Raw genomic sequence first — 20,853 nt, 5'->3', positions numbered from 1 at the left:
GCCTCGTGCGCCATCTCGAAGATTTTTTCTACTTTCGTCACCTTCGCGCCTGAGCTTCTTTCATCTCTACGCTGTGGTTCTTCGAGCTTTAGGGATTGCCAGCAATTAAATAAGTTCATAACCAGGAATTTCACCTGATCCTGCATACTCTTCACAGAGTATGGAAGGCTTTATAGTACGTTTCATAAATATCCACTCGAAATATCCACTCGAATAGATATTTCTGCAAAGACTATATTGTTACCTTTAGTTTGTTCACGAAGATGGAGACACCCTCAATGTACTCCTCCGATTGCGCCCAGGAAAAAATAACCTTCGCGCCGTTGATATAGCTTTCCGAAGCGTTTTCCACCATTGCGTCCAGAAGTTTGTGGTCGTTCCCCGGCATGAAGATATCCAGCCTCGATAGAATCTTCGACATATCAGCGCCCATCTGGCGGAGTCGCGCTATAGCTAAGATGTCTCGCTCGGTGGTTGCCTCATAGGTCAAAGCTCCCGTATCGGCGTAGATCCCTATGGCGAAAAGAGTCGCCTCTTCCGGGGAGATCTCCAGCCGTTTCTTCCACAACAGCTCCACGAGAAGAGTCACCGCGGCGCCAAGGGGTTCGTACACCATTTTATTCGCCGGAATGTCGTCGATCGTGGGAGGGTGATGGTCGTAAATATGTACCTCTACATCCTGCCGCCCAGCTAAGGCGGCAAAAGGACCGATGCGCGACCTGAAACGCGCGTCCACCACTACCATCAAAGTTACTTGATCGATGGGAATCTTGCTCGGTTTTTGGAGGTTCCACAGATGCCCGCAGTGGTTTACGAAATCTTTAACATGGCGGGTCATGGAGCCAGGAGGGCAGATGACGGCGTCGGGGTAGAGTTTCCACGCCGCGATCATGCTGGCCAGGGAGTCGAAATCCGTGTTGAGATGACTCGTTATCAGATGCAATTTACGATTCCTGCTACTGAAAACCAACACAAATGTGCAATAGTCCAGATTTTTCCTTCTTCATCCTTCCCTCTTCATCCTTCCCTCTTTCGCCAAAGCTACTCAAGTTTGTACAGAAGTCCAAAGGCTTAAATTCCCGTGTAGTCCACGGTATATAGCATGTAGCCTTTGAGAGACGCTTGTTTTTCATTATTCCAAGAATATTAAGGTCTTCGATTGTGATATAGACTGGATTGGTCCTCACCAGCGTGGAGGCTATTTTGTTGATATAGTCTTTTCTTACACAATCAAGTCTGTAGTAGGCTTTCTGGACTTTGATACGCTGTTTGTCTAGGTTCGCGAATTTTACAGTAGCAGGTTTCACCTTCTTTCTATAATTAATTTATGAGTTTTAATTTATCCTCCCTGTCCCACTTCTGTAGAATTTTTACTTTGACGCCAAGAAATTCTGCCGTTTGCCTCGAACTATATATCTTATTTATATATCTTATCTATATATCTTATCTATAACACCATATTACACTTTATGTCTTAATTAGTAAATCTAGAAGCAATCTCCTACTAAGAACGCATCCCGTCGCCTGTTTCTTTTCGAATAAATTTCCGTCACGGCCTTTTTCAAGGCGTCGATATCGCTGTCGTTGCAAATGACGTAATCCGACCGGGCGATACGCTCCTGAGAGGGCAGAAAAAAGCTCTCCCGCTTTCTCATCTCAGCATCGTCCCAGCCTCGCGCGCGGCATCGCTCCAACCGCGTCTCCCTTGGGGCCGTAACAAATACTTTGGTCGTAACCCAGGGCGCGACGCCCGTCTCGAATAGAAGCGGTATTTCGACTACGATCCAATCCTGGTCGTTCCAACCCTGGTCGTTCTCTCGTAAGCGGCGGACCCGCCCTTCAAGCTCCACTCGAACGAGGGGATGGATAAACCCCATCAGCCAGTCGTACTCCACTTGGTCGGCAAAAACGCGCTCGGCAACCAATGCGTGAATGACATGTCCCTTTTCGTCCAGGATGTTCTCGCCCCATCGCCCCACCGCCGCCGCCGTTAGCTGGGAAGTCCGCCACAGTTCAGCCACCACCTGATCGGCGTCGATCAAGTAGCCGCCCAATGACTCGAAGAGCTTCGCGACCGTGGACTTACCGGCCCCAACGTCGCCGGTTATAGCCATAACCGTATCTTTCATATTTGTCGCGTCTCTCATCGCGGCGCGCTTCACCTCCTCTGTCATCCACGAGCATGTAGGAGTCCGCGGTTTCGAATAAAAATCGGGAGAACCCTTTTTCGTATGTGGCGCCGTAAAGACGCCTGCTCCGCGCGGCCGTCAGGTAGAGACGTTCTTCCGCTCTGGTCATTCCCACGTAACAGAGTCGGCGCTCTTCTTCCATTTGAGAGGGGTCGTTCTGAGCACGGTAGTTGGGAAACACGTCTTCCTCCAACCCCACCAGGAACACTACGGGAAACTCGAGCCCCTTGGCCGCGTGGAGTGTCAAAAGATTGACCACGCGCCGTTCGTCGGGGTCGTTTTTATCCGCGTCGGTGAAGAGGGCGGCCTCGGCCAACGCCTCGGCCAGATCGCCACCGGAAGGAACGATGGAGCGCAGTTCCATGACATTATCGAGCCGGTCCTCCCAGTCGTCGGGGTTTTTCTGACGCAACAGGTCCTCGTAGCCCATAGAAACCAGAATGTAATCAATCGTCGCGCCCACGTCGCTCGATACCGAAAGAAGCCTCGTCATACGGTCCCCCAAGGTCGCCAGCGCCTGTCCCACTTGCCCTTTGATTGGACAGGATCCCCGCGCCAGGGCTTTCCAGAAGTCTACCGCCGTGGCATCTGGCAAAATTCCCCACGACTCTCGAAACCACGTGGCGTACTCCAACATTTTTTTAGGCCCTAAGCCCTTCACCAGAAGGCCGGCGTTCCGCTCCAGAGCGCTTAGGTCTCCTGGATTGATCGCCAGTTTCAGAACGGCCAGAACGTCGCGTACCTCTTTGCGTTCGTAAAAGGCCACGCCACGCACCACTCGGTAGGGGATCCCCATCTCCAGGAGCTTTTGTTCGTAAAGGCGGCTCATAGCGTTCTGGCGATACAAAATGGCGATATCTCCGTAGGCGTAACCATGGTTGACACGCAATCGCTCGATTTCCGCTGTGATGAACTCCGCTTCCTGAAAGTCACCGTTCGCCAATAAATTGTAGACTTTTTCCCCGTCGCCCCGGACCGTTTTCAGGTTCTTTTCCCAACGGGCGGAGTTATTACGGATCAATGAGTTAGCCGCTCCCAAAATGTTGCCGCTGGAGCGGTAGTTTTCGTCCAGCACCACCACATGGGCTTTGCTCGTGTCGTTTTGAGCTTGAAAATCCCGCTCGAAGTTCAGAATCATCCTCACGTCCGCTCCCCGCCAGCCATAGATCGACTGGTCGGGGTCGCCCACCACCATGATCCGGCAATCGTCGCCCACCAAGTAACGCAACAACAGATACTGGGGTTTGTTGACGTCTTGGTACTCATCCACCAAGAGCCACTTGATTCGCTTCTGTTCCCGGGCTCGCAGGTCTGAATCCGTAGATAGCATTTGAAGCGGGGCGATCATCAGATCGTCGAAATCCACCGCGTTCTGCTCCCGTAACTGTTCCTGATACTGGCGATAGACGTCCAGGTAAAGCCCCTCCAATGTCGAACTCCGTGCCCCAGGCGACCAGGCCGATTTCTCTCGGGAAATGGCGTCCAGCACGGAAGCTGGCTCCACGTCCTTTGCGTTGATACGGGCGCCTTCGAGAATTTGTTTAACCAATGCTCGGCTATCGCTCCGGTCGAAAATGGCGAACCCCGGCCGGATTCGGATTTTCTCCGCTTCTTCTTTGTTGCGGAAGAGAAAGCGCAGACCGAAGGAATGGAACGTGCTGATTTGCACCGTGTCCGCACCATTGGGGGCCAAGGCCGCGACCCGCTCTCGCATTTCTCCCGCGGCCTTGTTGGTGAAGGTGACAGCCAGAATCTGCCAGGGAGCCGCGTGGCGTTCGGCGATCAGCCAGGCCACTTTGTGGGTCAACACGCGAGTCTTGCCGCTTCCCGCTCCAGCCAAAACCAAAAGAGGCCCGTCCACATAGGTCACGGCCTCTCTCTGACGTGGAGCCAACTTCAATAAAATCTCGTCTCCAGTGGAGGATCCGGTGGAGGATCCGGTGGAGGATCCGAAGAGGGCGTTTCCCGAAAGAGCGTCAGACGGCATGGGCGCGTTTCTCCCGAAGTCGTTCAGAAAGGAAAGACACCCATTTCTCTATACCCGTTCCGGAGAGTAGGTCCAGTTCGATGACGGGAGCTTTGGGGTTGAGAGACCGCACGTCCCGCAGGAACATTTCTTTGTCGAATCTAATGTAAGGCAACAGGTCCATCTTTGTCAAAAGAACCGCCTTCGCCTGGGCGAAAAGCATAGGGTACTTGAGGGGTTTATCTGCGCCCTCGGGCGTGCTAGAGACGGCCACCTTGAAGTCCTCTCCCAGGTCAAACTCCGCGGGACAGACCAAATTTCCTACGTTCTCAATGAAGAGAACATCCAAGGAATCAATGTCCAGGGAGGAAAGGGCTTTTTCGACCACGTGGGCCTCCAGGTGGCAGAGGCCCTTCGTGTTGATTTGCAGAGCCTTGATCTTGGCGGTAGCCAGTCGTTCCGCGTCTCGGGAGGTTTCCAGATCTCCTTCAATCACCGCGAAGGAAAAATCGGTTCTGGAAGCCATCGCCTCCAGCAGCGTGGTTTTACCGCAGCCTGGGGAACCGATGATATTGACCGCCAGGATTTTTTTCTCCCTCATGGACTCTCGGACGCGAAAGGCGTACTTCTCATCCTCCGCCATAACGGCTTGTTGTATCGTCACGATTTCGCTCATCTTTACGATCCCTTTTCTCTTTCGCGTTTTCTTTCACGCGCGTTTTCTTGCGCGCAAAATGCCCATAAATTCACTATAAAACTTGCTGGCTCTCCACTTCCATGGACTCTATCGTCAGTTCCATGCCCGAAAGCAATTCAACGTTGGTGCTGCCGCAGTTTGTGCACGCGAAAGTCGTCCCCTCGCCGCCGATGGCCTTGCCGCAGGCGTGACATCGAAAAACGATAGGTAACTCTAGGATGGACAACTCCGCTCCCTCGGACACCGTTCCTTTGGCAACCACGTCGAAGGCAAAAGACAACAGCTCCGCGTCAACTTGGCGCATGTGACCGACTTTCAGGACAATGCGTCGTACTCGTACCCATTCGGAGCGCGCGCATAACTCTTTGACGGTTTTGTTGATTGCCTCTGCAAGCGACAGTTCGTGCATAACGAAGCCTCTGTTCTCCAAAAATAACTTTTCACATAATATTGTATTATACCCTCCATGAGGAAAATTTTTCTGCGAGATACGCCGGAATCCCGCGCGGAAAGTGAAGAAAGGCTGGGGTATAATGACGTCGGAAGTTACCCTCGCGTCGAAAGACGATGGGGCTTCTTGATTTAAATGACGGGCGGAGATTTGCCCGCTCTTGGCTCGGAGGTTCGCTTTGATCAAAGAAGATCCAGTGCGTTATGTTTGCAGTCATTGCGGATTTGCGACCGTCACGCGAACGGGGAAATGCATGTCTTGCGGGCAATGGGGCACGTTGGAAGCCGTGGAGCCCGTTCCCCGGTCGAGATATCCTGTCGGAGAACGTTCCAAGGTCGAAGTAGTCAGTTCCGTCTCCGTCACACCACCCCAACGTCTCTCCTCGGGCATTGGGGAGCTGGATCGGGTATTGGGCGGCGGATTGGTTCCGGGAGGAACGGTTCTAATCGGAGGACAGCCGGGGATCGGCAAATCCACCCTCCTCCTTCAGGCGGGAGGTCAAGTGGCTTTGGGAGGGACACCCGTGCTCTATATTTCGGGCGAAGAGTCCTCTGCCCAAGTGGCGCTCCGGGCGTCACGTCTAGGCGTAGCGTCAAAGGAGTTGCTTTTGTATTGCGGCGGAGACCTAGAAGACGCGCTCTCGAACTTAAAATCTCGAAGCATCGGCCTTTTTATCTTGGACAGTGTCCAGGCCACGAGGGCTCCTGGGGAAACAGGGTGGCCGGGAACGCCGAATCAAGTTCGGGCTGTGGCTCAGTTGGTCGTGGATGTGGCCCGGAGTATCAACGTTCCAGCGGTGCTGGTGGGACATATCACCAAAGACGGCAGGCTCGCCGGTCCCATGTTGCTGGAGCATATGGTGGACACAGTGTTGACTTTTTCGGGAGAGGGCTATTCCTCGTATCGGATGTTGCGAGCGATGAAAAACCGCTACGGCAACACGGACGAGCTAGGGATTTTCGAGATGAAAGAAAACGGCCTGGCGGCTGTGAAGGACAAAAGCGGGCTTTATTGGAACCGAGCTGACGCCACTGTGCCGGGGGTAGCGATGACCGTCGCGATGGAAGGCTCTACCCCGTTGATTGCCGAGGTACAAACCCTGGCGACCCCCACGGCTTTTCCTTACCCCAAGCGCACGTCCCGGGGTATGGAATTGAATCGCTTTCAACTGCTGGCGGCTGTGCTGGAAAAACGGGCGGGAATTCTCTGTAGCGGCTACGACCTTTACTTGAATATCGCGGGAGGCTTGTCGATTCAGGACCCCTCGGCGGACTTGGCCGCCTGCCTCTCACTGGCCTCCGCCCTGAGGGACAAGCCCTTGAGGGGTGATTGTTGTTATTTGGGCGAGGTGGGCCTGGCGGGAGAGGTGCGCCCCGTCACACATTTAGCGGCGAGGTTGAGGGAGGCGGAGCGATTAGGCCTTAAGCGCGCTCTGGTTAGCGCCAAAGAAAAGGAAGGGTTTCCCTCCTCTGGTTTTTCCAGTGGATCTTCTCTGGGATCTTCTCTGGAGATTCGGCGGGTGGACAATTTGAAAGATACCCTGAACAACGTGTTCGAAGTTTAAAATACAAAACTGCAGGGCCTGATCCCGTTAAGAAAAATTGTTAAGAAAAATTGGCTTATTGTTGATATTTTTAAGGAGGAATTGGCATGAGGCGCGTTTGCACGGCCGTTGGAGCAGTTGTTTTGGTTTGGGTTTTGTTTTTTTGCGCTGTCGCCCAGGCCGCGGGGCTTGGGGCAGAGCCGGAGCAGAGAACGGCGGGAAAGGTGCTCGTAGCCCCTCTGACCGGCACGGTGAGCGTCCAAATGGAGCAGTTTGTCGCAAAGGTGGTCCAACAGGCCGAGGACGAGAAAGCTGGATTAATTGTCTTTAAACTGGACACGCCAGGGGGCCTCGTAGAGGCTACGCGAGGTATCACTCAAGCGATTTTGGGCTCCAGGGTTCCTGTGGTTATGTGGGTGCCACCAGGAGGAAGGGCAGCCTCGGCCGGCGCCTTCATGATGCAAGCCTCCCACATCGCCGCGATGGCATCGGGCTCCAACGTGGGCGCGGCTCACCCTGTGGTGGTTTCCGGCGGCGACGTCCCGGAAGGGGACATGAGAACGAAGGTACTCAACGACCTCACAACTCAAATGCGGGCTCTAGCCAATCATCACGGTCGCAATGCGGAGGTTGCCCAGCAAATGGTTTTGGAGAGCCTTTCCTTGACCGCTCATGAAGCCCTGGAGGAAAACGTTATCGATATCATCGCCGATGACCTGCCCGCGTTGCTATCCGCCTCCCGTGGGCGTTCCGTCGTGGGAGACGGGCAGCGGATGATGGCGGTACAATTCTCGGAGACGGTCGAAAACCTGGAAATGAATTTCCGGGAGCAATTCATTCAGTTCCTGTCCAGCCCGGACATTGCCTACCTCCTACTCGCGGGCGGATTGTTGGCTCTCTTTTATGAGATCATTACCCCTGGCGGTTTTGTCTTGGGAACCACGGGAGCTGTTATGCTGCTTCTGGGCAGTATCGGCCTTAAAATGTTGCCCTTCAACTGGGCAGGTGTTGCTTTGGTGGTCGCGGGCGTCATTGTGATGGGCATCGACCTGTTCATAGGTGGCACGGGGCTTTTGAGTCTTCTGGGTATCGCTGTTCTGGTGGCAGGGGGGATGTTCCTGTTTCGAGCCCCAGGCAGCGAACTATTGAGCATTTCCTTGGGGGTCATCGCCGGTATGGCGATTACCCTAGGGGTCTGTTTCACGGTTTTTGCCTTAATGATCGCCAAGAGCCTGCGGGCCAAGGTCAGCACGGGGAAGGAGGGCTTGGTCGGCCTCGACGTGGAAATCACGGAGGACTTGGTACCGGAGGGTATGGTCAAATGTCATGGGGAAGTCTGGAAAGCGAGGGCCGAGGGAAAGCACTTGCGTCGAGGCGCCGCTGCCTTGGTGTTGGCCACGGAGGGTATCATCCTGATCATAGGCGCGAAAGAATCCGAAGCCTGATCTTAAGAGAAGAAAGATAGAATAGGGATAGAATCATGAATTTGACTATACTGGGGGCTGGGAGTTTCGGAACAGCCCTGGCGAATCATGTGGCCAAACTAGGAAATGACGTCCGACTTTGGTGCCGTAGCGCTACTCAGGCGGAAACGATCAATGTCAAGCGCGCAAACCCTCGTTATCTGAAGGAATGTCGATTGCGGGAGGAGGTTCGAGCCGATACCGATCTTGAAAGTGCCATCGCTTTCGGGAAAAATACCATCCTGGCTCTTCCCGCCCAGAGTCTAAGAGATGTCCTTCTGCGTTTGGTTCCCTTGGAGTTTACTCTAAAACTTGAAGAAAAAAAGTTTTTGAACCTGAGTAAGGGAATCGAGATTGCGTCGGGCAAGTTGCCATACCAGATCATGGAGGAGGTGTTGCCGAACATCTCTTACAGCGCCCTTTCGGGCCCCAGTCACGCCGAAGAGGTCGTCCGCGACCTGCCCACTGCCGTTGTGATCGCCTCCCGCTCCCACACTACCGCCCAAGAATGGCAGATGATTTTAAACAGCCCTCATTTTCGGGTCTACACAAGCGACGATCTGACGGGAATCGAGCTAGGAGGCGCCGTCAAGAACGTCATTGCCGTTGCTATGGGCGTTGCCGAGGCCCTGAACTTCGGAGACAACGCGAAAGCCGCCCTGGCTACCCGCGGGCTAGCGGAGATCACACGACTGGGTGTGGCCCTCGGCGCTTCACCCCTAACCCTGGCGGGACTGGCTGGGGTGGGAGATCTGATGGCCACCTGCTACAGTCGTCATTCCCGCAACCTGCGCTTGGGACTCGCCATCGGACGGGGGCTGAACGTGGAGGAGGCCGTCGCGGAAATCGGGCAAGTGGTGGAGGGCGTCCACACCGTCAAGGCTTTGGTGGCTTATGGAAGAAGGGTCCATATTGAACTGCCCATCGCCGAGGGTGTTCACGATGTTCTTTACGAGGGAGCGTCCATTGAACAAGTACTGGAGAAGCTGCTTTTTCGAGAGCCGAAGCCGGAGCGGCACGCTTCGGAATTATGGCCCACCGACGACTCTGACCCGGCCACCTCCGTTTGAAACGATGCCAGTTTGAAACGATGCCAGTTTTGACGGTCGAGAATCTTTCTGTCTCCTATGGCTCCGTTCTGGCCCTGGAGGATATTTCCTTCAAAGTGGAGGAGGGGGAATTTTTTTGTGTGGTGGGAGCCAATGGTTCGGGCAAAAGCACCTTGATCAAGGGGATTTTGGGGTTGATACCTCTGGCCAAAGGAACCGCCGTTTTTTCTGTGGAAAGAGAGCGGATATCTTACGTTCCTCAGTCTGAGACGGCTGACCGGGACTTTCCCGCCACTGTGCGGGAAATTGTCCTGACCGGAACCCAGAAAACAGGCTGGAGGCTCCCTTTTTACACAAAAGAAGATCGCCGCGCAGCGGATGAGGCTCTGTCGTTTTTCGGAATCGAGGCTCTGGGTTCCTGCCAGATCGGGGAGCTTTCGGGCGGACAAAGGCAAAGGGCGTTGCTCGCTCGCGCTATGTGCCGCAATCCCGCGTTGCTTTTTCTGGACGAGCCCTGCGCGGGACTTGACGCGAACGCGAAAAAGGCTTTTTACGCCATGCTCGCCGATTGGAATCGTCAGCGGAAGGTAACGGTGGTGATGGTTTCTCACGATCTCGACGACGTCAAGACCTACGCCGACAGGGTGGCGGTGTTGGCTCGTAAGCTGCTTTTCCTGGGGGGCGCCAGTTCCTGGGCCCCAGACTGATTAGCTTCTTTTCCAGAATTTTAATAGCGCTATTCACGGTTGCTAAATTTCCAACCCCGCAACTAAGCCAAATGTTATACTACATATAGAGATATGTTGCGTGTCCACCAACCTTGCTAAGGGGGAATATTTCGAAAGGGGGAATATTTCGAGTCGATGAGTTGGAAAGAATTTTTTGAGCTGTTGTCTTATCCCTTCGTAATGAGGGGGTTGGCGGTGGGACTTTTGGTTTCTCTTTGCGCGTCGGCCCTGGGTGTCGTTTTGGTGCTGAAGCGCTACTCACTCATAGGACACGGCTTGTCCGAGGTGGGGTTCGCGGCACTCTCCATTGCGTTGGCTTTAGGGCTGCCGCCTCTTTACGTCTCCACACCCTTGGTGATCGCTGCGTCCTTTGTCATCATGTTCGTCAGCCAGAGAAAGCGCTTTGGAGGTGACGTGGCCATTGGTATCGCCTCTTCGGGGGCACTTGCTGCCGGAATCATCGTGACGACTCTGACGCGGGGGCTCAACGTGGACGTCTATAACTATATGTTTGGCAGCATTCTTGCCATGACACGAGAGGACGTGGTTTTGAGTGTTGTCTTAGCGGTATTTGTCATTGGGCTGTTCGTACTGTTTTACAACCGCCTTTTTTTGATCGTGTACAACGAAGACTACGCCCGGACTTTGGGGATTGATGTGACCCGGTATCAGTTTTTAATTTCCTTTCTAACCGCCTTGACAGTGGTCTTGGGAATGCGCATGATGGGGACTCTTTTGATTTCGAGTTTGATTATCATGCCGGCGGTCACGGCACGAAAACTTGCTAAGAGCTTCAAGGGTTTGGTGGCGGCGTCGGTAGCGGTTTCGGTCTTTTGCTTTCTGGCCGGAATGGTTGCGTCTTTTGTTCTGAACCTGCCCACGGGAGCCAGCGTCGTGGCAGCCAACCTGGTCGTCCTGTCGGCTTCGAGGCTGTGCAGGTGTTGATCGCGCTCGGTTTGTTTCCTCTATCACCTCTATCATTTGTTTCTTCTATCGTTTGTTTCCTCTTTTAATATTGCGTACTGTCCGCTCAGTCCGCCGGACAAAACGACATTTATACTGTTGTCGATGATAAAATTTCGCAAATGTTCAAGATAATTGTGTTTATAGTGGAGATTGAGCATGAACACGTTACGGCCGCTCGCTTTCAGCGCGGATGACACTATACAAAGCCCATACGCAAACGGATATGACATATCATTACGCTTAACCATTCGCGGCATCACAATCAAATAGTTCAGCCGCTTGCCGTCAGGGCTGGGCAGCTTGATGATGTCGAGGAACTCCTGTGTAATATGCTCTGGCATATTTTCAGTCATTCTGAATATTCCCTCGTGAGCAAACTCTCGTGAGCAAACTGCCATTGCTGATTATCTCGCAGCGTCTGGCAAGGTTGTTATCCGACGCAATTTAATCATCTGAGGAAGTTGCTTGTTAAGCAACTGTTGTTGATTAATGCCAAAGTAGCTATCAAAAGGCATACTTTTTGATAAAGCCCTAGAATTGAAATTTGAACTCGAAATTTTGGGATAATTATGGTATAATACTTAGTTAAAATTTAGCTATTTTGCTGTTGTTGGTTAGTGTTAAAGCGCCTGTCAAAAAGTATGCCTTTTGATAGTCGCGATTGAGCAAGTTCACAGATGATACTTAAAACTGGCTTTGTGCCGACAATTGGATTCGAACAAGCGGTTAAGAACATAGCGAAAGGGCTGAACGGCGTATGAATGTGTTGCATATAATCCCGCATATGGGCGGCGGCGTGGGTAAGGCGGTTTCGGGAATTGCGCGTCTTGGGCAGCAGGCGGGCGATAATTACAGTGTATTATTACTTGATGAACCGCGCAAGTTTCATCATATTGAGCGGTGCAAGACGGCGGGTGTTTCTGTACTTGGGAGCGCTGATTCAGACTCTGCGATTGACAAAGCAGACGCGGTTGTCGTCAGTTATTTTGACAGTTACGCTATCGACAGGGTCAATGATTTGATTCGCAGATTTCCGCAAGACCGCAGACTGTTCCTGTGGTATCACAACAACGACGTTGTCGGGCCTAAAATGCCGGACGATATTCGTGACCGCGCAGACCATATTATGGTGAGCACGCCAGCGACGTTGGCGTTGCCGGAATTTCGCGGCAAGTCAACACTTGTCTATGGCTTCGGCGACTTTGATCCAACAGAGATTGAACCGAAGACAGATTATTCCCTGCACAGCGGCGGATTTGTAATCGGATATGTAGGATCCCCGACCTACAAGAAGTTGCCGCACGATTTTCTCGATTATGTCGACACGGCCGTCAAGTTAATCCCGAACGCGCGGTTCGTTATGGTCGGGGCATCCGACGGGAAAATTGTTCACCCGAACGTAACGTTTACGGGCTGGGTAGATGATGTGTACCGCGTTCTACGGGAGTTTGACGTGTTTGGATATCTGTTGCAGCCGGATTCATTCGCAACGACAGACAATGCCGTTCTTGAAGCCATGGCTGTCGGATTGCCAATAGTTATGTCGAAAGAACCCGTCGGGAAATGGCACGTTGAACACGAAGTGAACGGTATGCTTATTGGAAGTGCGGGTGAATATGCAAAAGCACTTTTTTCATTGCGCCAAAGCGAGCAAACAAGGGTTCGTTATGGAAACAACGCGCGCAAACGTTCTCTCGACTTTGACAAAGACACTAATTTCCGCTCTTATCAAAATGCATTAGATGAAATTTTGAAACGCTTGCCTCTTTCTAAATCTCTTTCTAAATCTCTTTCCAAATCTCTTCCCATCTCTCTTTCCAAGGAGATTACGTTATGAGTATACCAGCCCGCACACCGCTGATTGACCAACTGCCACTTGCCTCCCCGATGTCGGTGCATATTTTTCAGTCGTACTATTGCAACTTTCGCTGTAACTACTGCGTGCATAGTCTCTCAGCGGAGCAGCTTTGCAAGATGGATTTTGTCAAGCAGACTATGCCGTTTGAGACGTATGAATGCGCCGTAAACGAATTCGCCAAACTACCCGTACCCCTGAAAGCGCTCATTTTCGCGGGTTATGGAGAACCGCTGGCGCATCCGCGAATTGCTGATATGGTCAAACTCGCGAAACAGCAGAATATCGCGGAGCGCGTTGAGATTGTGACTAACGGCAGTCTGCTGACACGCGAAATGTCGGACACGCTGATTAACTCGGGTCTTGACCGTATGCGGATTTCACTGCAAGGATGCGACGCAGACGCGTATAAGCGCGTGTGCGGGTTTGATGTTGACTTTGATAAATTTGTCAGCAATATTGAATATTTTTACCTACAAAAGTGTGAGACCGACTTATATGTCAAGATTATAGACATCGCCCTTGATGAGCAGAACGGCGAAGGAAAATTCCACAAAATCTTTGACGGCATAAGCGATACGGCGGCTATAGAACATTTAAGCCCGGCTATGCGACTGATTGACTACGACACACTCGGCGGGGACTTGACGCTCCGTAAAGACACGGGTCAAAAGGCGATGAGCGTCAACATTTGCGCTATGCCATTCTATATGGTGATGATTATGCCTAACGGCGATGTCGGCGGTTGCTGTGCGCTCGAAGCTCCCGTGATCTTCGGCAATATCCTGCGCGAGAGTTTCGGCGAGATTTGGAATGGCAACACGCGCCGTGAATTCCTACGGCTGCAAATTGGCGGCAGATGGCAAAACAAGTGCTGCGCTGCCTGCAATTTGCCGGATTACGGTACGCACGACGCTGACTATTTGGATCAATACAGCAACAAACTTATCAATTTATTCGGAGAAAAAATACTATTTCGCGGCGGATACAAAACGCGTCCGAAATGCTAGAACTGTTGCGCCCCGGACGATTGTTCAAATGAGATGGAGTTTTGGACGACAAGCGGAAAGTTCTGATTTCAAGAATGGGAGAATCATTATGACTGAAAATATGCCAGAGCATGTTACACAGGAGTTCCTCGACATAATTAAGCTGCCCAGCCCTGACGGCAAGCGGCTGAACTATTTGATTGTGATGCCGCGAATGGCTGAACGCGATGATATATCATATCCATTTCCGTATGGGCTTTGTATAGTGTCGTCCGCACTGAAAGCGAGCGGCCGTAACGTGTTCACGCTCAATCTCAACTATAAACAAAATCATCTTGAACATTTGCGAAATTTTATAATCGACAACAGTATAGATGTCGTTTTGTCCGGCGGACTGAGCGGACAGTACGCAATATTAAAAGAAATTTTCGATACGGCAAAGTCGGTTGATACAGATATAGTCACAATATGTGGCGGCGGGATAATAACCGCCGACCCGCTCGTTGCGATGCAAGCGTTCGAGACCGCCGACTACGGCGTTATCGGCGAGGGCGAGATAACCGTCAACGAATTGGCGTACGCGATTGAAACAAACGCGGATAGCGCGAGAATCTGCGGCGTTGCGACAAAGTCTGGCGTCCTCCCCACCCGAGGCGAGATTGCTAATCTTGATTGTCTGCCGTTCCCCAATTATGACGGTTTTGAATTTGAACTTTTGGTGCGCGACGGCTTATATAGTTCGGACCGTTTTGCAACTATAGCGGCAAATGTCGCGATCAGCCGCAGTTGCCCATACAACTGCACGTTTTGTTTTCATTCAAGCGGCAAAAAATACCGCCGCCGTTCGCTTGACAATGTATTTGAGGAACTTGATTGGCTGATTGCAAAATACAAACTTACCCATTTTACATTTGCAGACGAATTATTTATCGGCAACGCGGAATTCATAACCGGATTTTGCGAGAGAATCAAACCGTATAACTTGACTTGGGGGGCTCAAACCCGCGTCGATACTGTTTCTGTCGAAATACTTTCAAGGTTGAAAGACGCGGGTTGTTCCATGATACTTTTTGGAGTGGAAAGCGCGGACAACTCGATTCTCAAAAGTATGCGCAAGAATATCACTGTCGAGCAAATAGATGCGGCGTTTGATGCGGCAAAACAAGTGGGCTTGTGGGCGCGCGGCAACATCATTTTCGGCGATTTGGAAGAGACCCGCGAGACGATTGTTCATTCGCTCAACTGGTGGAAAGCACATCAGAATTGGACTATCTATCTTTTATGGATATACACATTCCCCGGCAGCCATTTGTACAAAACCGCAATCAAGCGCGGAATAATAAGCGACCCTGTAAAGTACCTCAAAGACAATCGTATGCAGATTAACGTCAGCAAAATACCCGACAAAGAATACTGGGATATGGTCGTCAACGTCGAGTTATTCCAGTGGCTGTACGGCGCGGGAATAGACGTCGACATTGAAGCCCTTGATTTCAGCGTCGTCGCGAAAAAACTGACGGACTTATGTGTGTCGGGTAAAGTCGCCGTTTGGCCGATAATTCTGACAGTCGCGGAAATGCTGAACAGAATATCGCCGGAGTTTGTCGCGCACCCGAATACGTTTCTCGTAAACGTCAACCCCCACGAGGTGCACAGCAAGGGCGTATTTGAAATTACGGGCAAACCGACATTACTCCCACAAGTTATAGAGGATAATCAAATCGAGACTGTGCTTTACGCTTTTCCACAGTTCAAGTCAACCGTGTTGAGCGAAATTACCATGATGATTGACGACTTGTATCCGTCGGTAAAACGAATCGTAACGATTAAAGATTTACTTGACTAATAATAATTGACATACCCCCACGACTAAAGTCATGGGATTCTAAGATCGACAAAGACAGCCGACTGAAACTGGTCTTACGTCTTACGTCTTCTTCTTTATTTAAGAGTGGATGCCCACCACTTTAAGAGTGGATGCCCCCACTCTGAGAATATTTACAGCTACATTAATTAATATCCCGGTCGTGTTCCGCCCTGCATCTCGCATTGATAAGCCATAAAAAGAGTTTAGCATGAAAGTAGACATATGGCAAGAAATCAAATACAAAACAAACGCCGCCAACGGCGGCGTTGCGATTCTCATCCAATCTCATCCAATCTCATCCAACAACAGCTGAAGCCGTTGGCTTTCTCATCGCTTTATCGTAAAATAGCTAAACTTTTAATAAGTACCACATTATAATTATTCCAAAATTTCAAGTTCAAATTTGAGATTTTATAAGAAAGCACGACCCTTTGATAACTGTTTCTTTGCTTTTCGATAGTCGAAGTTCCTTCAGGCGTCTATAGAACGTGGCTTCTTTCAAGCTCGTTTCTTCTAAAAGTTTTTCGAGTGTCAGTTTGCCGCACTCCCATGCCCGAACAAGTTCGTGAAAATTTTCGGGAGGCTTTTTGATAGGACGACCAAAATGAACGCCACGCGCTTTCGCTGCCGCTATACCTTCGCTCTGCCGTTTCCTGATGTTCTCTCGCTCATTCTGCGCTACAAACGACAAGATTTGAAGCACGATATCGGCAAGGAACGTACCAACCAAATCTTTGCCGTTCCGGGTATCAAGAAGTGGCATGTCAATTACGGCAATGTCCACGCCGCGCTCTTTGGTAAGGATTCGCCATTGATTCTGAATCTCGTCGTAGTTCCGACCAAGTCTGTCGATGCTTTTGATGTAAATCAGGTCACCTGGTTTCAGTTTTTTCAGTAGAGCTTTATATTGAGGACGCTCAAAATTTTTACCGCTCTGCTTATCCGTGTATATCTGCATTTTGGGGATTTTTATCCCGTTCATCGCGTCAATCTGCCGGTCGGTGTTTTGGTCTGTGCTCGATACGCGGATATATCCATAAATAGACATTTCATCACTCATTTCGTTGATTTTTAAAGTTCCTGTCATTATCTACAATGAAGCGTAAAATGTAAAATACTGTAAAGACAGAATATTATACCGAATCAACGATGAGATAATGGATAATGACCGACGTTACAATTTTCCTGAAAGGAGGCATTGGCCAATGGACAAAAAGCGATTTGAAAGTGAGATATGCTACGTGGACGCGGCTGTTTCCGAAGAAAAAAGCCGCGAAAAATTTGAAACACGGACAGAAAAAGCCGTAAATGACCTGCGTAACGATATGAATTTGCGATTCTAGAAAGCAGACTGAAACATGAAAAATTTATATATCAAAATAAACTCGCGCTTCGAGAAAATGAACAGTGAACAGCGAGATGAACTTAGTGGATATTTAGTGAAGTATCTTTGACATACTCCCACGACTAAAGTTGTGGGATTCTAAGATCGACAAAGACAACCGACTGAAACCGATCTTACGTCTTCTCCTTTAAGTTTAAGAGTGGATGCCCCCACTCTGAGAATATTTACAGCCGCCTTGATATCCCGATTGATATCCCGGTCGTGTTCCGCCCCGCATCTCGCGGTAACTGCCTTCCGCCGTCCAAGCCCTCGTCGGGTCTTTTTAAGGATCTAAGGCCTTACAGTCTAGGTGCCTCACAAGTCAAGCGCTCCCACTGAACACATAGACTCCCAACCCAGGAAATGACCGACTCGGCTGCAACGCGCAGGCTCCGCTCCGGCTCGTCTCTTTTGCTAAAAGGCTGTATGGACGAATAAAGCAGAGTCTCCCTGTCGGTGAAAATAGCGCCGCCATCACTGGAACGCCGCGTCGGTCGATTGCGGTTCGATGTATCAAGAAGTTGTCGCCCTTGATTTTTAGATATGGATCGCCTTGCCCATAAGGGCTTCGGCGGCTTCCATGACTGTTTCTGAGACGGTCGGGTGCGCGTGGATGGTCCTTGCGACGTCATGCGCGGCGCCTTTCATCTGTATGGCCAAGACGATCTCCGCGATCATGTCGGTGGCGTGAGTGCACACGATATGCCCGCCAATCAGCTCGCCAGATTCCGAGGCCAGCAATTTGACCATACCGGCGGTTTCTCCTTCTATCAGGGATTTGCCGTTGGCCATCATCGGAAAAACACCTTTTTTGTAGGCGATGCTCTTTTCTTTCGCCTGCTTTTCCGTCAGCCCCACCCACGCGATCTCAGGCATAGTATAAATGCACTGCGGGATAAGGTCATAACGCATCGTCGAATTTTTTCCAAGAATATTTTCCACCGCGACGATGCCCTCAGCGCTTGCCGTATGGGCCAACATCCATTTTCCGTTGACGTCGCCGATGGCGTAAATGTTTTCTACGTTCGTACGCATGTGGTCGTCGGTTTCAATTGCCCCTTTCACATGCTGGATGCCCAGTTTGTCCAATGCGTCTCTGTCCGTGTTCGGCGATCTCCCGGAAGCGCAGAGAACCATTTCCGCGTCCAGTCTTTGCTCGGCGCCTTCGCTGTTCTGGAACGTCAGGCCACCGGCATCGATCGAAACGACCTTCGCCTTGGTCCAGACCACCACCCCCAGAGATTTGAGCATCTTGGCGGTCACTGAAACAACGTCTCCGTCCGCGGCGGCGATGATATCGGGTAGCATCTCCACAATGGTCACTTTTACGCCGAACGACGCCAAATAAGTAGCAAACTCCACGCCTATAACGCCGCCTCCGATAATCGCGACTGATTGGGGCAGAGATTTCATACTCAATACGTAATCGCTGTCCACGGCATGTTCTATTCCCGGAATAGGTGGCACGGCGGGTTTTGAACCAGTGGCAAGGATGATATTCTTCACCTGATGGGTCTCACTCTCGGTTTTTATCTCGCTGGACGATACTATTTCCGCGCGCTGCCTGACAAGCGTGACACCGTTCTTTTTCAGCAGCCCCGCGACTCCTCGGGTGAGCTGCTTCACAACGTTTTGTTTTCTTTCGAGTACTCGCGGATAGTCAAGCTTGACTTCGGCGATATCAATTCCATAGATCCTGGAACGCTTTATCATATTCAGCACCTGAGCGCTCCTGATAAAAGTTTTCGTCGGAATGCAACCTCGATTCAGGCACACACCCCCAACTTCGTCCGCTTCGAACAAGACGCATGAAGCGCCCATTTGCGCTGCCCTGATAGCGGCCACGTAACCGCCAGGGCCTCCACCTACAATTGCGATATCGAACATCTCGGTTTCTCTGCTACTGAAAACCTACACAAAAGTGTAATAGTCCAGATTTTTCCTTCTTCATCCTTCTTCATCCTTCCCTCTTTCGCCAAAGCTATTCAAGTTTGTTCGGAAGTCCAAAGGCTTAAATTCCCGTGTAGCCCACAGTACATAGCATTCACTACTTTATAGTGTTTACAATGTTTTAGGTTCATAACCGCATTCATATAGCGGTCTATTTTTAACCCGTATTCTTGGCAGATATAGACACGGTCGCCGAGCTTCAAAGCCTTGTTTCAAATCCTTGTTTCAAGTCCTTCTTTAAACCCCACTTTATAGCCCCACAATTCGAGCACATCTTCGATGAGGGAAAAAAGATGAGGGAAAAAAGATGAAGGAAAAAAGATGAGGGAAAAAATCGGTCAGCAGCTCGAAGCTCTATGTTGTGTCTCTTGCATTTCTCAGACAGCTTGGTTTCAAAACAGTAAAAATTCTGTTCCGCTATAGCCTTTGAGAGATGTGAGAGATGCTTATTTTTCATCATTCCAAGAATATTGAGGTCCTCGATTGTGATATAGGCTGGCTTGGTCATCACCAGCGCACAGACTATTTTGTTGATATAGTCTTTTCTTACACAATCAAGTCTGTAGTAGGCTTTCTGGACTTTGATACGCTGTTCATCTAGGTTCGTAAATTTTACAGTAGCAGGTTTCACCTTCTTTCTATAATTAATTTTTCGAAAAAATTTACATTGTTCTCGTTTAAGCCTGCGTTTTAATTTCTTAACTCTGGATGTTTTGTTGATATTGCTAAAAACCTGATGGTTAGAAACGGTAGCTGTTTCTTTAATACCTAAATCAACACCTATTCCATCGGATAGCCCAACAGGTATATACCCATACTCTTTCAGCTTTACCCAGCCTAGGGTGGGTATCTTGATTCGATGCTGCCGCGCTTCCGTGTCCTTTTCATTGTTACGAGGCACGTTGTTACGAGGAACGTAAAAGCCGGTGTCGCTATCATGTTTCCTCTTAAATTTTGGAAATCCTTTCTTCATCTTGAAAAACCGTTTGCAAGCTAAGTCAGCATTGATAATAGTCTGCTTTACAGCTTTTGAGGACACTTCTCGAATCCATGAGTTTTCAAAATGAAGCTCGCGATAATCATTGTTCAGCCACTTAGAAAAAGCATAAACGTTAAAATACTTTTTACCCCCTTTGTAGTTTTGCTGGTTCGTGGCTATAAATAGGTTATACACGAAACGACAAACGCCGATAGTTCGAGATATCTTCTCAATCTGCTCAGACACTGGATCTATTTCTGTCTTGTAAGCTATAATCATGTTCCAGCGCCTCCTTTAAGGATTTTTTGTAGTTTCGTAACCCATATAACCTTGAGCTAAAACAATGAACTATCGTCATTAAATCCTGGATCATTTCTTACTCTGGACTCAATTCCTTGCTGTCCCAAATTTTTAGCTCACAAAAATGATCTTTAATAAAGCGCTCAAACCACTCGAAACCGATTAGATCACTACCAACTTCGCAAATAAACTCGACATCTCGTAGCCCCAATTCGCCGCAATATTATTCAGTAACTGTTTACTGATTTCTTAAGTCGGGCTTCTGAGCTCGGCTGGAAACCCGACAATACGCAACGACTCTGACACGAGAATCTTCCGACTTCAAACACAGAAAATCTCTTAATTGGTTCTCGATATAAATCCTCCGATTTATTTTACTTCGTGAAGTGGGTTTTAATTGATCCTCCCTGTCTCACTTTCCTATCTCACTTCTGTAGAGTTTTTACTTTGACGCCAAGAAATTCTGCCGCTTACCTC

General features: G+C 50.2%; 19 protein-coding genes and 1 pseudogene. 9 read left to right on the top strand and 11 right to left on the bottom strand.

The window, feature by feature from the left end; translation table 11 throughout:
• Positions 1–232: 232 nt before the first annotated feature.
• The 6 genes from LBJ36_03360 to hypA all read right to left on the bottom strand — a co-directional run bounded on the left by LBJ36_03360 (position 233) and on the right by hypA (position 5,261).
• Complete coding sequence (locus tag LBJ36_03360) at positions 233–943, bottom strand: DHH family phosphoesterase (GenBank protein ID MDR1378068.1); 711 nt, start codon at positions 941–943, stop codon at positions 233–235.
• Between the two features lie 13 nt (positions 944–956).
• A complete protein-coding gene (locus LBJ36_03355; GenBank protein MDR1378067.1) occupies positions 957–1,307 on the bottom strand; it encodes a transposase in 351 nt (116 codons plus the stop codon).
• Positions 1,308–1,487: 180 nt separating this feature from the next.
• The gene (coaE, locus tag LBJ36_03350; GenBank protein ID MDR1378066.1) at positions 1,488–2,147 is read right to left on the bottom strand and encodes a dephospho-CoA kinase; all 660 of its coding nucleotides are present in this window, start codon (positions 2,145–2,147) and stop codon (positions 1,488–1,490) included.
• Positions 2,083–4,176 (bottom strand): UvrD-helicase domain-containing protein, encoded by a 2,094-nt coding sequence (locus tag LBJ36_03345; GenBank protein MDR1378065.1) that lies wholly within the window; start codon positions 4,174–4,176, stop codon positions 2,083–2,085. Before LBJ36_03345 ends, coaE begins: the two co-directional genes overlap by 65 nt.
• Positions 4,166–4,831, bottom strand: a complete 666-nt coding sequence (hypB, locus tag LBJ36_03340; protein MDR1378064.1) for a hydrogenase nickel incorporation protein HypB — start codon at positions 4,829–4,831, stop codon at positions 4,166–4,168. Before hypB ends, LBJ36_03345 begins: the two co-directional genes overlap by 11 nt.
• A gap of 73 nt (positions 4,832–4,904) precedes the next feature.
• Positions 4,905–5,261 (bottom strand): hydrogenase maturation nickel metallochaperone HypA, encoded by a 357-nt coding sequence (hypA, locus tag LBJ36_03335; GenBank protein ID MDR1378063.1) that lies wholly within the window; start codon positions 5,259–5,261, stop codon positions 4,905–4,907.
• A gap of 220 nt (positions 5,262–5,481) precedes the next feature.
• On the opposite strand from hypA, the gene radA reads away from it, so the two are divergent.
• From radA to LBJ36_03310, 5 genes are all read left to right on the top strand, one after another.
• Positions 5,482–6,867 carry a DNA repair protein RadA gene (radA, locus tag LBJ36_03330; GenBank protein ID MDR1378062.1) on the top strand — a complete coding sequence of 462 codons (1,386 nt, stop codon included), beginning with the start codon at positions 5,482–5,484 and terminating at the stop codon, positions 6,865–6,867.
• An 86-nt stretch (positions 6,868–6,953) separates the two neighbouring features.
• Positions 6,954–8,291, top strand: a complete 1,338-nt coding sequence (locus LBJ36_03325) for a nodulation protein NfeD (protein ID MDR1378061.1) — start codon at positions 6,954–6,956, stop codon at positions 8,289–8,291.
• Between the two features lie 35 nt (positions 8,292–8,326).
• Positions 8,327–9,379: an NAD(P)-dependent glycerol-3-phosphate dehydrogenase gene (locus tag LBJ36_03320; protein MDR1378060.1), complete on the top strand. Its 1,053-nt coding sequence runs from the start codon at positions 8,327–8,329 to the stop codon at positions 9,377–9,379.
• A 20-nt stretch (positions 9,380–9,399) separates the two neighbouring features.
• Complete coding sequence (locus tag LBJ36_03315) at positions 9,400–10,065, top strand: ABC transporter ATP-binding protein (GenBank protein ID MDR1378059.1); 666 nt, start codon at positions 9,400–9,402, stop codon at positions 10,063–10,065.
• A gap of 156 nt (positions 10,066–10,221) precedes the next feature.
• Positions 10,222–11,031, top strand: coding sequence for a metal ABC transporter permease (locus LBJ36_03310; GenBank protein ID MDR1378058.1), 810 nt, complete (start codon positions 10,222–10,224; stop codon positions 11,029–11,031).
• 32 nt (positions 11,032–11,063) lie between these two features.
• On the opposite strand, the gene LBJ36_03305 is transcribed toward LBJ36_03310, so the two are convergent.
• A complete protein-coding gene (locus tag LBJ36_03305) occupies positions 11,064–11,405 on the bottom strand; it encodes a hypothetical protein (protein ID MDR1378057.1) in 342 nt (113 codons plus the stop codon).
• Positions 11,406–11,836: 431 nt separating this feature from the next.
• Here LBJ36_03305 and LBJ36_03300 point away from each other — a divergent pair, with 431 nt between their 5' ends.
• The 3 genes from LBJ36_03300 to LBJ36_03290 all read left to right on the top strand — a co-directional run bounded on the left by LBJ36_03300 (position 11,837) and on the right by LBJ36_03290 (position 15,742).
• Positions 11,837–12,889, top strand: coding sequence for a glycosyltransferase family 4 protein (locus LBJ36_03300; GenBank protein ID MDR1378056.1), 1,053 nt, complete (start codon positions 11,837–11,839; stop codon positions 12,887–12,889).
• Positions 12,886–13,917: a radical SAM protein gene (locus tag LBJ36_03295; GenBank protein MDR1378055.1), complete on the top strand. Its 1,032-nt coding sequence runs from the start codon at positions 12,886–12,888 to the stop codon at positions 13,915–13,917. Before LBJ36_03300 ends, LBJ36_03295 begins: the two co-directional genes overlap by 4 nt.
• A gap of 88 nt (positions 13,918–14,005) precedes the next feature.
• Positions 14,006–15,742: a B12-binding domain-containing radical SAM protein gene (locus LBJ36_03290; GenBank protein ID MDR1378054.1), complete on the top strand. Its 1,737-nt coding sequence runs from the start codon at positions 14,006–14,008 to the stop codon at positions 15,740–15,742.
• Between the two features lie 418 nt (positions 15,743–16,160).
• Here the strand turns inward: LBJ36_03290 and LBJ36_03285 are convergent, their stop codons facing one another.
• Positions 16,161–16,823 (bottom strand): recombinase family protein, encoded by a 663-nt coding sequence (locus tag LBJ36_03285; GenBank protein ID MDR1378053.1) that lies wholly within the window; start codon positions 16,821–16,823, stop codon positions 16,161–16,163.
• Positions 16,824–16,968: 145 nt separating this feature from the next.
• Between LBJ36_03285 and LBJ36_03280 the strand changes: the two genes are divergently transcribed.
• The gene (locus LBJ36_03280; GenBank protein ID MDR1378052.1) at positions 16,969–17,106 is read left to right on the top strand and encodes a hypothetical protein; all 138 of its coding nucleotides are present in this window, start codon (positions 16,969–16,971) and stop codon (positions 17,104–17,106) included.
• 578 nt (positions 17,107–17,684) lie between these two features.
• Here the strand turns inward: LBJ36_03280 and lpdA are convergent.
• The 3 genes and pseudogenes from lpdA to LBJ36_03265 form a co-directional block, all read right to left on the bottom strand.
• Positions 17,685–19,034 carry a dihydrolipoyl dehydrogenase gene (gene lpdA / locus LBJ36_03275; protein MDR1378051.1) on the bottom strand — a complete coding sequence of 450 codons (1,350 nt, stop codon included), beginning with the start codon at positions 19,032–19,034 and terminating at the stop codon, positions 17,685–17,687.
• Between the two features lie 262 nt (positions 19,035–19,296).
• Positions 19,297–20,355, bottom strand: a complete 1,059-nt coding sequence (locus LBJ36_03270; protein MDR1378050.1) for a transposase — start codon at positions 20,353–20,355, stop codon at positions 19,297–19,299.
• Positions 20,315–20,467: pseudogene (locus LBJ36_03265) on the bottom strand (IS607 family transposase). Before LBJ36_03265 ends, LBJ36_03270 begins: the two are co-directional and overlap by 41 nt.
• Positions 20,468–20,853 lie beyond the last annotated feature (386 nt).

It is taken from the genome of Synergistaceae bacterium, assembly GCA_031267575.1.
Classification (GTDB): Bacteria; Synergistota; Synergistia; order Synergistales; family Aminobacteriaceae; genus JAIRYN01.
The sequence above is the reverse complement of the archived record's forward strand: the minus strand, read 5'-3'. Positions and strand labels throughout refer to the sequence as shown.

What these genes read in the sequence shown, in the direction of transcription:
- coaE (MDR1378066.1), bottom strand. Translation starts at nt 2,147, where the DNA reads ATGAGAGACGCGACAAATATGAAAGATACGGTTATGGCTATAACCGGC.
- LBJ36_03300 (MDR1378056.1), top strand. Translation starts at nt 11,837, where the DNA reads ATGGGCGGCGGCGTGGGTAAGGCGGTTTCGGGAATTGCGCGTCTTGGG.
- hypB (MDR1378064.1), bottom strand. Translation starts at nt 4,831, where the DNA reads ATGAGCGAAATCGTGACGATACAACAAGCCGTTATGGCGGAGGATGAG.
- LBJ36_03285 (MDR1378053.1), bottom strand. Translation starts at nt 16,823, where the DNA reads ATGAGTGATGAAATGTCTATTTATGGATATATCCGCGTATCGAGCACA.
- LBJ36_03280 (MDR1378052.1), top strand. Translation starts at nt 16,969, where the DNA reads ATGGACAAAAAGCGATTTGAAAGTGAGATATGCTACGTGGACGCGGCT.
- LBJ36_03315 (MDR1378059.1), top strand. Translation starts at nt 9,400, where the DNA reads ATGCCAGTTTTGACGGTCGAGAATCTTTCTGTCTCCTATGGCTCCGTT.
- LBJ36_03295 (MDR1378055.1), top strand. Translation starts at nt 12,886, where the DNA reads ATGAGTATACCAGCCCGCACACCGCTGATTGACCAACTGCCACTTGCC.
- LBJ36_03290 (MDR1378054.1), top strand. Translation starts at nt 14,006, where the DNA reads ATGACTGAAAATATGCCAGAGCATGTTACACAGGAGTTCCTCGACATA.
- LBJ36_03325 (MDR1378061.1), top strand. Translation starts at nt 6,954, where the DNA reads ATGAGGCGCGTTTGCACGGCCGTTGGAGCAGTTGTTTTGGTTTGGGTT.
- LBJ36_03320 (MDR1378060.1), top strand. Translation starts at nt 8,327, where the DNA reads ATGAATTTGACTATACTGGGGGCTGGGAGTTTCGGAACAGCCCTGGCG.
- LBJ36_03345 (MDR1378065.1), bottom strand. Translation starts at nt 4,176, where the DNA reads ATGCCGTCTGACGCTCTTTCGGGAAACGCCCTCTTCGGATCCTCCACC.
- lpdA (MDR1378051.1), bottom strand. Translation starts at nt 19,034, where the DNA reads ATGTTCGATATCGCAATTGTAGGTGGAGGCCCTGGCGGTTACGTGGCC.
- hypA (MDR1378063.1), bottom strand. Translation starts at nt 5,261, where the DNA reads ATGCACGAACTGTCGCTTGCAGAGGCAATCAACAAAACCGTCAAAGAG.
- LBJ36_03310 (MDR1378058.1), top strand. Translation starts at nt 10,222, where the DNA reads ATGAGTTGGAAAGAATTTTTTGAGCTGTTGTCTTATCCCTTCGTAATG.
- LBJ36_03270 (MDR1378050.1), bottom strand. Translation starts at nt 20,355, where the DNA reads ATGATTATAGCTTACAAGACAGAAATAGATCCAGTGTCTGAGCAGATT.
- LBJ36_03305 (MDR1378057.1), bottom strand. Translation starts at nt 11,405, where the DNA reads ATGACTGAAAATATGCCAGAGCATATTACACAGGAGTTCCTCGACATC.